Below are 12,313 nucleotides of genomic sequence, written 5' to 3' on the forward strand. Positions count from 1 at the left end.
TCTACACTTATCCACAGCTGACCACCCTTTGGTCGGCTACCAGCCCTGGCTCAATATTGGATCGGCACGGTGGCTCAGATTTGGATCGGCGCGGACACGCACCGCATCAGCTTTGACCGAGCGTTTGATCTGACATCGCACACCGATGGCATCTGGTTGACCAGCACCCCGGTGTTCGAGGTCCTCGCTTGCCCGACCTGCGGCAGCGATGTGCTGATGGCCATCGGCACCGTGGTCCACTTGGGCGACAACTGTCCGTTCTGCAAACTGGTACAGCGCTACAGTTGTGACCCTCGGCTCCAGGCCTCGTTTCCCAAGAACGGGATGGCGACCGCACCTGCGACTACCCCCTGAACCGATGGCCTTGTAATCAACCTACTTTCAGTTGATCCAGCGTCTTGCCAGCGGCCAACGCGGCCTTGATCCACTTAGGCTGAAGTCCCCGTCCGCTCCAGGTCTCGCCCGTGTCAACGTTGCGATATTTTGGGGCGACCTTGCTGCCTGCTGCAGCACTGGAGCGGGTCGCCACACCGGCCTTCAACCCCAAGTCGGCCACAGTCAAACCATTGGCAGCCAACAGTTGCTTGATGTGGTCAATCACCCCAGCTCGCTCTGCCTTGCGGGCATCCTGCAATTGCCTGTCCAGCTCCGAAGCCTGCTTGTCCAGGGCAGCCTTCTGGGCCAGGAGTTCTTGGTACGTGGTCATGATTGCAGTGTTTGGCTACGCCGAGTTTGGATTCCAACATCCTACATTGCAAGTTCCGTGGCTTCATGACCAACGGGCCTGCATCCTCGTCGTTGCATGCAGAGTCAAGGCCAAGGTATCAGACGGATCGACGCCCATCGCTCTGATCCGAAATTGCCCCTCATTCGTCAAGTCTCGATGGCGAAAGCCCAGATGAACAGACGGCATTTTGAGGTGCACACGGCTATGCATGGTGACCAAATGGTTGGGTCATTTGAAATGGACCACCATGCTTGCCCCGTCTCAGCCACACAGCACTTTTGCATCGTCAGATCCCGGCTTCGAGGCCCTGCCCATTGATGCTCTGCTGTCGCAAAACGATGACCTGATCGCCCGCATCAAGCTCTGCCATGGGTCTGACCGTACCGAGTTCGAACAAACCATCCTGTCACTTATCAGACGATACGCCAACCTAGTACACCTGCTGCCAGCCACATCAGACAACTACTTCTGCACCCCTGGCGGCCTGTTGCGCCTGGGCATGGAAGTCAGCTTCTTCAGCCTGCAGGGCACAGACGCGCACATATTCTCAGGTCGCTCCAACATATCGGCACGCCGCCACTTGGAGCCGCGCTGGCGCCTGGCAACCTTCGTCGCGGGGCTTTGCTGCGAGGCCCACCGGGTGCTCAGTCACATCATCGTGACCAACGCCCCAGGCGATGTGTGGCCAGCCTACCTTCTGTCCCTGAGTGATTGGCTGATGGAGCGACAAGCGGACCGCTACTTCTTGCGCTGGCGCCCACACGCCATCGAGACACGCAGCCTGGGCGTGTTCACGCTGGCCCATGTCGTACCCCCAACGGTCATGCATTACCTGGCTGAAGACAACACAGTCATCGTGCCTCACCTCATGGGCAGCGTCAGCGGCATCTCGCAGCATCGCGATCACAACTTGCTGGACGAGTTGGTCCGGCGCTCCTTGGCGCTGGTGATTGACCGCAACCTGCTGGCCAATGCCGACCGCTACGGTACGCCTCAATACGGTTCGCACCTGGAACGCTACCTGGTTGACGCGCTAAGGCATCTCGCGGTCTCCAACTCGGGGTGGCAAGCCAATCGCGAGAAGTCTCGCGTCTGGCTCGGCCCCGATGGCCTGTTCCTGGCCTGGCCTAGCGCTGCCGAAGACCTCCAAAAGCAACTGGACGCCGCCCAGTTGCCAGGCATTCCCAAAGCGCCGGAGACCATCATGGAAGTGCTCCTGCTAGCCGGCGTCTTCGAACCCACGCCCACAGGAGCCCCAATCTGGCTCATCCAACCACCAGGCGGCAAGGCCAAAATCGACGCAGTCAAGCTGTCGTCGCAGGCGATCCTGTTTGCAGGACATGACCCGTTGCCGCCGCCTCTGGCGGAAAACCTCACGAGTGCGCCAAGCAACAACAGTCCGTCGGCCCAAGCGGGCGAACCGGTTGCACCAAGATCTCGCCCTGATGGCCCGCCAGGCACACAACTCTCGCTCATCCCTGGTAACGCCGAGCAAACTCCACAAGCAGCTTCGAATGTCCGAGAGGCTCAAGCCGAAGCGGCACTTTTGTCGACCGCCCCGCCGACTGCCTTGGTATCGACAAGCGATGCCCACCCAACTCAGCAAGCGACGATAGGTCTTCAAGCGCCGCTGCGCCTCAACCCCGTGGTGCGCGACGCGTTGACCGAGGTGATCAACACCTTGAACACAGGTACTGGTCCCGCCCAGGGTTGCACTGTCGCGTCGGGGGTGTTTGTGCCTCTGCAGGAATTCGAGCGGCGCGGCATTCAACCCTCGATGGCTCTGCGCGCCCTGTCTGACGTGCACATGCTAGTTCGCGCCGCGGGCAAAGGTCCACCAACAACCTCAAGGGATTTCAACGGCACATCGACCGTGGGTTTAACCATAGCCCCGCACTTCATCAGCGGCGTGGACATGGAAGCCTTTGCCTCGCCCGAGGCTCAGGGAGGGTGACATGCCCATCCGCCGCTACGAGATGCCATGGCGCCACGCCTACGAGGCCTATGCAGGCCTTGCCTGGGGCATCGCGTTGATGTTCTTCACGGCGGTCGGCGCCATCGGACAACTGCCCCGCATTCTCGCTTTCCCCCTGTCCATCACTTGCCTCGGCATGAGTGCCCTCAGGTTCTCGCAGGCGCTGCGCATTCTCGTGCTGAGGGCGTCGCTGGCTGGTCACGCCATCCAGGTGATCAGCACGCAAACCCAGGCGCGGTGGTGTCAGGATCCAACGGCCGTTTTCCTTGGCTTCGGCTTCGAGTGGCGGCCCGTGCACTCCCAGCGCCTGTATGAACTGGCCAAGATCGACTATCGCGACTTCACGGTGTCTCCGCGCCTCTTGAGTCTGCTGGGCTATGACAGCGCCCCCCAACCTGATGCGGAGATCGGCTTGCCCTACATACACGGCGTCGAGCCTCATGAGGTGCCACTGCATCGCCCCTTGCAGAACTTCGAAGGCGGCACGCTGCTGGTCGGCACCACGCAATCTGGCAAAGGGGTGGCCCTGGCCAACCTCATCACCCAGGCCGTCAGGCGCGGCGACGTGGTGATCGTCATCGACCCCAAGAACAGCCGTCGCCTCAAGCGCGTGGTGGAACGCGCCTGCCAGGACTGGCGTGAGCCCGACACCTTCATGGAGTTCCATCCGGCCTTCCCGGAAGCCGGTGTGCGGCTGGACTTCACCTTCAACTGGCAAAAGCCCACCGAGATTGCATCCCGCATCCAATCGATCATGCCGCCGGACACGGCTGGCGCGTTCTCCGCCTTCGGCTGGGATGCGGTCAACGTGGTCGTGCAAGGCCTGGTCGAACTGGAAGAACGACCTAACCTGGCCAAGCTGACCCGCTACATCGAAGGTGGCATCGAACCCGTGCTAGAAGGCTCTCTGCGCCGCTTCTATGAAGAAACTTTGGGGCCCGCCTGGCGCGAGTTGCCCGAGATGAAGAAGCTGATGCAGGAGGCTCATCGAGGCCACATGAAGCGCCCATCAGAAGCGGCCAGCGCCGAGTTGATGGCCTTTGTCGCGTACTACGAACACCACATTGCCCAGTCACAACGCAGCAAGGTGATCGATGCCCAGGTGCGAACCTTCAGGCACAACCGCGAGCACTATCAAAAAATCACCGCCAACCTGTTGCCCGTGCTGTCGATGCTGACCTCGGGTGACCTGGGTCGTACGCTGTCGCCTGATCCGTTCGACGCCGACGACACGCGCCCGATCATGAACTTCGAGAAAATCGAGCGCGGCGGGCATGTGCTGTACATGTGTCTGGATTCGCTGCCCGACCCTTCGGTGGCTTCGGCCATCGGTGCGCTGGCATTGGCCGACCTGGCCGCACGGGCGGGCATGCGCTACAACCTCGGCGGCTATCGGCGCATTGCGCTGTTTGTAGATGAGGTGGCCAACGTCATCAACCAGCCCTTGATCGAGATCCTCAACAAAGGTGCCGAGGGCGGCATCTACACCACCTGCGCGATGCAAACACTGGCGGACCTGGCCAAACGCCTGGGCAGCGAAGCGGCTGCGCGCATGGCACTGGGCAACCTGAACAACCTGATTGCGCTGCGCTCAAAAGACCGCCCCACGCAGGATTTCATCGTGGAGACCTTTGGCAAGACCGCCATTCATTCGATGAGAGTTGGGCTCGGGCATGGTGCAGACACCCATCTGGGTGACTTCTCGACCAGCTATTCAAGCCAACTCTCCGAGAGCTTCGAGGAGATGGTGCCCGCCGATGTCCTGGGCAAACTGCCCAACCTTCAGTACTTTGCCTCGGTGTCTGGCGGGCGCATCATCAAAGGTCGCTTCCCCATCCTGGATCCGGATGCGCATGGGGACGATCAACCCATCAGGAGGGCGGCATGATCAGGGCGATGGCCGTGGTGTCACTGCTGGTGTTGCTGGTTCTGGTGCTCTATGTGCCGTCCGCCCATCCGCCAGAACGGTTCATAGAGCAACTGCGAACGGAATACACCAATGCGGCGGTGTTCTGGGGCAAAGACGCGGGCACCCGCATGCTGTCGCGTGCGATGAGCATGCAGCAGTCTGCACGTCAGGCATCACCTGTCCCCTCATCCAAAGACGCGGCCCCCGTGGGTGGCGTCAACGCGGCTGTCGGGCAAGAAATGGCTTCGGTCAACCAACGGCTGTTCAACAACCCCTACTTCCGCTCGATTGACGCACTGCTGCTGCTCGCCAGCTTCCGCCTGGCCATGCTGCTGGAGTGGCTCCCCTGGCTGTTGGCCTTCCCGGTTGCTGCCTTGGTGGATGGCTGCCTTGTACGAGTGGTCAAAGCCAAAGAGTTCCTGCACCACAGCCCGGAGATGTTCGCCTTGTATGCCTGCTTGGCCATCCTCACCAGTTGCGCAACCGTCCTGGCGTTTGTGCTGCCCTTCACCTTGCATCCCCTGGCCGTGCCATGCGTGCCTGTGGTCATCGGCACGTTGATGGGGACGGCGATCAGGGACTTTCACGCAAGAATCTGAACATCAGGCCTGCAAGAACCTTGCTTCAAGTACCACAGCAGCCTGAGCTTCGGCTCGGCGCGGCCGCGGCCGGACGAGACAGATCCTCCAGAATGGAACAATCGAGCGTAGGGCCCCCCGCGCAATCCCTGTCGCATGCGCGCACAAAGGCTCCCAGGCTGCTCTCTAGTGCCTGGAGTTCCAACAGCCTACGCTGCACCTCAGCCAAATGCTTGGCAGCGAGGTCTCGGACTTCAACGCAAGGTCGAGTTGGCTCATCGACAAGACAGACAAGTTCTCGCACCTGATCAATGGAGAAGCCGAAGTCTCGACATCGACGGATGAAAGTCAGACGTGCGATGGTCGCCTCCGAGAAATTTCGTCGACATCCATCCGTCCGATCTGCGTTTGGCAAGAGGCCAATATCCTCGTAGTAGCGGATGGTCGGGACAGAGCAACCCGTCCGTTTGGCAACAACGCAGATTGATAAATTTGGTGCAGCCATCTTTCTATCTTAGATCACGCGCAGACTCCTGCTGCACACCCACAGGGTTTGAGTGGACGCGGCGGCACCTGCGAGCCACAAGCCCAAGCGGCTCGAATCACCCGTGCACTTCTAGTTCAACCACCAAGCCCGTTGCCCAGACTGCCGAGCTTAGGTCAACGGGCCATGCCGATCATCTGAGATTGCAGCCCCCCGAACACATGGAGACCTTAGGACTGACCGATGTGCGCCGACGGCGCCAGGCCATCAGCACACTGCCTAAGGCCAACACCAGCAATACCCCACCAATCAGGACAAGCTCATCAGCACATGCAACCATGGATGCTCCGATTGCAGCAAGGGCGGTAGATCCTGCCGCCAGGGCAGCAGTACCACCAAGCAGGGGGACGGCACAGCAGGCAGCACATTCTGCTCCGACACCGACAGCGGCTTTCCAAGGTCTCATTTCAGTCTTTCCGTAAGTGAGCACGTCGCCCACATCACAACGGTACGACCTCAAGCTACTTGAGATGCAAGAGGTTTGTATGAAAATGCCGACATGGATTTGCTCAAAACCTTCCTGCTGTTTGTCGTCACGGCCATCGCCGAGATCCTTGGGTGCTACCTACCTTACCTTTGGCTTCACCAGGGCCGCTCGGCGTGGCTTTTGTTGCCAGCGGCGGCAAGTTTGGCCCTTTTTGCATGGCTACTGTCGCTGCACCCCAGCGCGGCTGGCCGCGTCTACGCCGCCTATGGCGGGGTCTACATCCTTGTGGCCATCGTGTGGTTAATGCTGGTCGACAAAGTCCAGCCAACAGCGACAGACTGGATCGGGGTAACCGTCAGCCTGTGTGGAATGGCCATCATCATGTACGGCCCGCGGACAGACTGATCGTCCACAGAGAAAGCAGAGCCACATCCGATAGCAGTGATGACATCAGTTAGCTCCTGGCTCTGTACAAAGTGCGGTATCCAACGTCGAGCAACGGTTCATCAAAAACGTCGAACAGATTTGAAGCGATGGCCAGCTTCTTGAGCGTGGCGTGGCCATGTCTGTCCTTCATGTGCGTGACCGCATCAGGCTCCTGTAGCCATGCAATGCGCCCCGCATCCGCGAGATAGGTCCATCCTTCGGCCCGCCGTCTTTGTGCAGCCACATCGCTCAGGACCGCATCCAGACGGCTGTGCTGCAACAGGATCAACTCGAAGTGGCGCAAGCCCTCATCAGATGCGAAGAATGCGCCATGCACTGGCCAACATCAAGCAACGCCTTGGAGAGCGAACGGAGATTTTCGTACATGGGCAACACCCTGCCCCGCTGATCATCGAGATACTTGGCTGCCTCGGCCACCTTCTCCTGTGGGCCAGGCTGGCCCTGCGCTATGTCAGACCATCGACCAGCATGGCGTCAAGACTGTTCTGAACCTGCGTGGCACGAATCATGGTCAACCTTGGTACGACAGCGACGTGGCCATCACGGAAACCACCGGAGTCAGGCTTCTGGATGTGCCCCTGTCCGCCTACAGGGAGAACTGACACTTGAGCAGTCTCCTGATGAAGACATCGCCCACGCCCTTGTTGGTTCACTGTGCATCGGGTTCCGATCGAACAGGCCTGGAATTGAGTCGAGGGGCGCCGATCGCGGTGGCCAATGATGAGCTCTCGGCAAAGTATGGTCACTTTCCAACGCTGGAGTCAGATTCTGCGGCCATGGGCCGCAGCTGGACGAAGTACGCCGATTCTGGACAAACAAAGACGCCTTCGGCACTCTCGCCATAGGCCCAGCAAGTTGCTCGGCGCGGCAAAAGGAGATGACAAAACTGTAACCAATCTGTACGGAGCGTGTCGGGCACGAACTTCTAGAGTCACCTCCAGGACATGCCGCTCAAGCCCATCAATCGATGTGCCGGTTGTCCCGGAACCAACTGGAGCTGATCATGAATCATTGCCTGACCAAAACCGCCTTCGTTCTCAGCCTCGCATTGTCTGCGGCCTTGGCGAGCGCCACGACGGATCGATCGACTACCCGCGACGGCAAGTCCATGTATGGCGCCATGTCCAGCCCATCCCAAGCAGTCAAGGTCGTCGATGTCGAATCCGCCAAGTTCGTCAACGTGGTCTGCGGCGAAACCGTCACTTTCCGCAGCGGCGACAAGAGCTTCAGCTGGAAGTTCGAGGTGCTCAACCATCAGGCCGTGGACCTGATGGCCGTGGCACCGAAGGGCTTCACTAACAAATCGCTGAAGGTCTACATCACCCCCAACCTGCACGAAAGCAATTGACGGAACGGGGCAGCGGCCCATCACAAGGTTGGGCCAGGTCCAGCGGCGTCGGGCAACATCATCCCGATGCGGGTCACGCCTGCGGCTGACTCCGCGAATGCATGGCCGCCATGCATTCGCGCGATGGCCGCCACGATGGACAAGCCAAGCCCATGGTTGCGATCCGCAGGGCTGCGCGCGGGATCGGCTCGGTAGAAGCGGTCGAACAACCTGGGCAGATGCTCCACACCGATGGTCGCCCCCTTGTTGTAGACGGCAATCCTCACCCAGCCGATTTTCTCGCGATCGATCTGGATCAACACCGATGACTCCGGTGAAGCGTAGCGCGTGGCATTGCCCAAGAGATTCGACAGCGCCCGCCGCAACAACGGGCCATCCACCGTGGCGAAAGCATCGCCCGAGATCTTGGCAGTCAGCCCCGCGTCAAGGAGCGCCGCCTCATGAAACTCGATCACCTCTTCCGCCAAGACACTAAGGCAAGGCGTCCATTCGCGCCGCGCAGGCCCACCACGTTCGGCATTGGACAGAAACAGCATGTCGCCGACGATACTGGCAAGACTGCGTAGCTCTTCTAGATTGGATGCCAATGCCTCTCTGAGATCATCGGCACTTCGAGGTTTGCGCAACGCCAACTCACAGCTGCTGATCAACGTCGCCAGCGGCGTGTTCAGTTCGTGTGCCACATCGGCATTGAAGGCCTCCATCTGCTTGTAGGCAACGCCAAGGCGGTCCAGCAAGGCATTGAACTGCTGAATCAAGGGTTGCAGTTCGTAGGCCTGACCCGCGCCGTCCAGGCGTCGTTCCAGGTCCGTGGCCGTGACGAGTCCGGTCTGCTCGACAAGCTTGTGCAGTGGCGCCAGACCCAGGCGAACCAGCATGAACCCTCCGACGGAAACCGCCAGGGCACCCACCAGCGCCGCGACCGCCAGCGTCCACGCCAGGCGGGCGAGCAAGGCGTCATCCATGCGTTTGTCCAGTACCAAGATGGCCCGAGCCATTCCGCCATCTTCAGACCGCACTTTGATGTCGAACGCCCTGCTCTTGATCTCATTTGGACCGGCCCGCCATGAAGATGTCTCAAAAAGCACTTGGCCATCACGCCCCATCAAGCGCAAAGAAAGTTCGTCATGCCCTGCCAGAAAGCTGCCAAGCACTTGACGCACATCAGCCAGGTCCCGCTCACCGTCGCTGCCTGCAAGCAGGTGTTCGACGGTGTTCTGCTTCTGTGACAGCGCTTCATCCTGCCGCTCGGACACCGTCAGCGCGAACAGCACGTACACCACCACGCAAACCAGGCCAAGGCCCAGCATGGTCTGGAGCGCCAACCAGCGTGACAGCCGCCCCCGAAGGCTGGCCGTCGTGACAATGTCGCTCACGGCTCGCGAACCTCCAGCACGTAGCCCATCCCGCGCACCGTGTGCAACAACGGTCTCTCAAAAGGCTGATCCAGCTTGGAGCGCAGGCGACGAATGGCCACCTCCACGACATTGGTCTCGCTGTCGAAGTGCATGTCCCAGACCTGCTCGGCCAATTCGGTACGCGACAGCACTTCGCCCTGGCGTCGCAGCAGCAGGCTCAGCAGGTTGAACTCCTTAGCCGTGAGGTCGAGCCGCTGCCCAGATCGCGTGGCTTTTCGACGAAGCAGATCCGCATCCAGATCGGCCACCTTCAAAACCGTCGGCTCGCCAGCATTTCGCTGCCCGCCCGACCGTCTGAGCAGAACCTGGATGCGCGCAACCAATTCCGAAAACGCGAACGGTTTGACGAGGTAATCGTCCGCTCCGCCTTGAAGGCCTTTGACACGGTCTTCGACCTGTCCGCGGGCCGTCAACATGAGCACCGGCGTCTGTTTGCTTTGCCGCAGAGCAGCGAGCACTGCCAGGCCGTCGATGCCGGGGAGCATGCCATCCAGGACGAGAAGGTCATAGTCGATCTCGATCGCCATGTGCAAGCCGTCAATGCCGCTGTTGGCCACGTCGACCACATAGCCTTCCTCGCAGAGACCCTTGCGAAGGTACTCGGCCATCTTGACGCTGTCTTCGATCACCAGAATTTTCATGCGTTTGATTGTTAAATGGCTGTTACACAAGGAAGATGACGAATTTGTCATCTTTGAGTTGGCCTTCTGTCGCCTGCATCTGCATAGGCTTTCACCTCCATAACCTTCAAGGACTGAAGATGAGAAAAGTGAACAGCCTGATTGCCTGCTCGATCCTGGCCATCAGTGCCAGCGCCTTTGCGGCGGATGGACACGAACACGGGCACGAACATGAACCGCTGCACGGCGGCGTGGTGGTGGAAGCCAGCGAAATGGACTTCGAACTGGTGGCCAAGGCCGACCTGATCAGCCTGTATGTGCGCGATCACGGCAAGGCTGTCAAGATGCAAGGTGCCAGCGGCAAACTGACCCTCATCAAGGGCGCCGACAAAAACGAAGTGCAACTCGCGCCAGCGGGTGAGAAGCTGGAAGCCAAAGGCACCTTCGATGTGATCGCGGGCGCCAAGGCGGTGGCTGTCGTGACGCTGCCTGGCAAGAAGCCAGTCTCTGTTCGCTTTGCGCTGAAGTGATGCAAGCCCCCGAGGCTGGCCGATGACTCGGCTGCTTCGGGGCCAGCGCAGGTCCTGATGCATCCGCTGCCAGATCATTGCTGATGGGGGCAATTGGGCAGCTTCAATGCCCCCAGTTTGAAGGACCTCGATGCCGTCTGGTAGTAGGCGATCGCCTCATTCAACAAGACCGGATCCACTGCTTTGGGCGTCGTCTCCAGCGTCCGAGGATCGACCCTGTAGCTCTCCACCCGTTGCCGAGGCAGCAACACCGTGAGCGTGTTGCTTCGCAGGTAGCCAAGCGACTGATAGTTGCTGACGAAGACCCTTCTCAACGGCTCCTCTTCTTCGAAGAGACAGCGTCCAAAAAAGTAGTCGGCCCCCTTTTTCCCCAATAGCTCGACGATCGTGGGTGCCAGGTCCAACTGGCTGACCAGCGGTTCGTATACACTTGGCTTCAGCAGATCAGGCGCGAAGAAGATCAAAGGGATTCTGTAGCCATCCAGTGGCAACTTGGTCTTTCCCGCCACCGACGCGCCATGGTCGGCGACGATGATGAACAGGGTGTCCTTGAACCAGGGTTGTGCACGAGCCCTGTCGATGAAGTCGCCGATCGCGAAATCGGTGTACTTGACGGCGCCGAGTCGCCCACCGGGCGAAGGGATGTCGATGCGGCCAGCGGGATAGGTGTAAGGGCGGTGGTTGGACGTCGTCATGATGTGCGCAAAGAATGGACTGCTTTGCGCCCTTTCCTCATCAAGCGTGCTCAAGGCCTGGCTGAACAGCACCTCGTCCGCCACACCCCAGACGTTTTCGAAGACGATGGTGCGCTTTTCCATGTCCGTCCTGTCGATCACCTTGTAGCCGTTGCCCCCAAAATAGGCATTCATGTTGTCGAAGTAGCCGTACCCGCCGTAGAAAAAGTAGGGCTTGAAGCCTTGAGCGCCAAGCACTTCTCCCAGCGTGGCGAGGTGTTCGTTCTGAGGTCGGCGGACAATGGCTTGCCCGGGAACTGGGGGCGTTCCCAGCGACAGCGCCTCCAACCCCCTGACCGTGCGTGTTCCCGTGGCATAGGCGTGCGAGAACAGCAGTCCTTGCTTGGCGAGTGCATCGAGCCGGGGCGTCAACCCTCGCGAGTCGCCGTATGCGCCAAGAAATGAAGCCGAGAGGCTTTCCGCCGAGATCAGCACCACGTTCCGTGGACGCCGGATGAAGGGCCATGCGTGGTTCGCGGCGCCCTTCAATGCCTGAGCAGAAAGATCGGACAACGGTCTGCGTTGCATCCCCATGGTTCGAAGAATTCGGTCTGCCTCGCTTTGCGGCATCGTTCGATAAAAGCGATCGAAATCTAGTTCGTTCCGCCGCATGGCCGCCGCCAGCGTGAACAGACCGTTCCCGGAGATCTCGTCCGCATAGGCGTTGCCTGCCCCTTCCATCTGGTCCACGCTGACCGTGAACCCCGCGATCACGGGCAGAACCACGCCCGCTGCCACCAGCTTGGCGCGCTGGATGCGCGTGATCTTGACGTTGTCCATGTTTCGAACGGCGCCCCGCAAGAACCAGACAATGAGACCAGCCACCACTGCGATGGCCGCCAAGACGGTTGGAACAGGATAGGACTGCCGGATGTTGCCGATCACCTCCTGCGTGTAGAGCAGGTAGTCGACCGCGATGAAGTTGAACCGTGTTGAAAACTCCAGCCAGAAGGTGACTGTCCGCGCCGATCCAAATCTGAGCCACCGTGCCGATCCAATATTGAGCCAGGGCTGGTAGCCGACCAAAGGGTGGTCAGCTGTGGATAAGTGTAGAGC

13 protein-coding genes are annotated in these 12,313 nt (G+C 60.0%); 7 read left to right on the plus strand and 6 right to left on the minus strand.

The genetic code is table 11. From position 1 onward, the window contains the following. The first annotated feature begins 69 nt into the window (after positions 1 to 69). On the plus strand, positions 70 to 354 hold the full coding sequence (locus QZ994_RS15295; RefSeq protein WP_290873502.1) for a FlhC family transcriptional regulator: 285 nt from the start codon (positions 70 to 72) through the stop codon (positions 352 to 354). Positions 355 to 370: 16 nt separating this feature from the next. Here the strand turns inward: QZ994_RS15295 and QZ994_RS15300 are convergent, their stop codons facing one another. Then, a complete protein-coding gene (locus tag QZ994_RS15300) occupies positions 371 to 706 on the minus strand; it encodes an H-NS histone family protein (RefSeq protein WP_109036423.1) in 336 nt (111 codons plus the stop codon). A gap of 229 nt (positions 707 to 935) precedes the next feature. Here QZ994_RS15300 and mobH point away from each other — a divergent pair, with 229 nt between their 5' ends. Genes mobH through QZ994_RS15315 form a run of 3 tightly spaced genes read left to right on the plus strand, consistent with a single transcriptional unit; the run spans position 936 to position 5,210 of the window. Further along, on the plus strand, positions 936 to 2,681 hold the full coding sequence (mobH, locus tag QZ994_RS15305) for a MobH family relaxase (RefSeq protein ID WP_109036421.1): 1,746 nt from the start codon (positions 936 to 938) through the stop codon (positions 2,679 to 2,681). A 1-nt stretch (position 2,682) separates the two neighbouring features. After that, on the plus strand, positions 2,683 to 4,590 hold the full coding sequence (gene traD, locus QZ994_RS15310; protein WP_058087364.1) for a conjugative transfer system coupling protein TraD: 1,908 nt from the start codon (positions 2,683 to 2,685) through the stop codon (positions 4,588 to 4,590). Further along, positions 4,587 to 5,210: a DUF4400 domain-containing protein gene (locus QZ994_RS15315; protein ID WP_058087365.1), complete on the plus strand. Its 624-nt coding sequence runs from the start codon at positions 4,587 to 4,589 to the stop codon at positions 5,208 to 5,210. The genes traD and QZ994_RS15315 overlap by 4 nt, the downstream gene beginning before the upstream one ends. Positions 5,211 to 5,235: 25 nt before the next feature. On the opposite strand, the gene QZ994_RS20050 is transcribed toward QZ994_RS15315, so the two are convergent. Further along, complete coding sequence (locus QZ994_RS20050) at positions 5,236 to 5,694, minus strand: helix-turn-helix domain-containing protein (protein WP_109036419.1); 459 nt, start codon at positions 5,692 to 5,694, stop codon at positions 5,236 to 5,238. A 538-nt stretch (positions 5,695 to 6,232) separates the two neighbouring features. Here QZ994_RS20050 and QZ994_RS15320 point away from each other — a divergent pair. Next, the gene (locus tag QZ994_RS15320) at positions 6,233 to 6,565 is read left to right on the plus strand and encodes a YnfA family protein (RefSeq protein WP_109036417.1); all 333 of its coding nucleotides are present in this window, start codon (positions 6,233 to 6,235) and stop codon (positions 6,563 to 6,565) included. A 49-nt stretch (positions 6,566 to 6,614) separates the two neighbouring features. Here the strand turns inward: QZ994_RS15320 and QZ994_RS15325 are convergent, their stop codons facing one another. Continuing rightward, a complete protein-coding gene (locus QZ994_RS15325) occupies positions 6,615 to 6,890 on the minus strand; it encodes a hypothetical protein (protein ID WP_133611150.1) in 276 nt (91 codons plus the stop codon). Between the two features lie 720 nt (positions 6,891 to 7,610). Here QZ994_RS15325 and QZ994_RS15330 point away from each other — a divergent pair. After that, positions 7,611 to 7,955 carry a CzcE family metal-binding protein gene (locus tag QZ994_RS15330; protein ID WP_159098910.1) on the plus strand — a complete coding sequence of 115 codons (345 nt, stop codon included), beginning with the start codon at positions 7,611 to 7,613 and terminating at the stop codon, positions 7,953 to 7,955. 20 nt (positions 7,956 to 7,975) lie between these two features. Here the strand turns inward: QZ994_RS15330 and QZ994_RS15335 are convergent, their stop codons facing one another. Continuing rightward, on the minus strand, positions 7,976 to 9,331 hold the full coding sequence (locus QZ994_RS15335; RefSeq protein ID WP_279536262.1) for a heavy metal sensor histidine kinase: 1,356 nt from the start codon (positions 9,329 to 9,331) through the stop codon (positions 7,976 to 7,978). Next, positions 9,328 to 10,014 (minus strand): heavy metal response regulator transcription factor, encoded by a 687-nt coding sequence (locus QZ994_RS15340; protein WP_137839864.1) that lies wholly within the window; start codon positions 10,012 to 10,014, stop codon positions 9,328 to 9,330. Before QZ994_RS15340 ends, QZ994_RS15335 begins: the two co-directional genes overlap by 4 nt. Positions 10,015 to 10,049: 35 nt before the next feature. Between QZ994_RS15340 and QZ994_RS15345 the strand changes: the two genes are divergently transcribed. Continuing rightward, complete coding sequence (locus QZ994_RS15345) at positions 10,050 to 10,523, plus strand: hypothetical protein (protein WP_367116210.1); 474 nt, start codon at positions 10,050 to 10,052, stop codon at positions 10,521 to 10,523. A 74-nt stretch (positions 10,524 to 10,597) separates the two neighbouring features. Here QZ994_RS15345 and QZ994_RS15350 read toward each other — a convergent pair. After that, a partial coding sequence (locus QZ994_RS15350) for an LTA synthase family protein (protein ID WP_290873513.1) occupies positions 10,598 to 12,313 on the minus strand: 1,716 nt, incomplete at its 5' end.

The organism is Aquabacterium sp., assembly GCF_021768455.1.
Lineage (GTDB): Bacteria > Pseudomonadota > Gammaproteobacteria > Burkholderiales > Burkholderiaceae_C > Aquabacterium.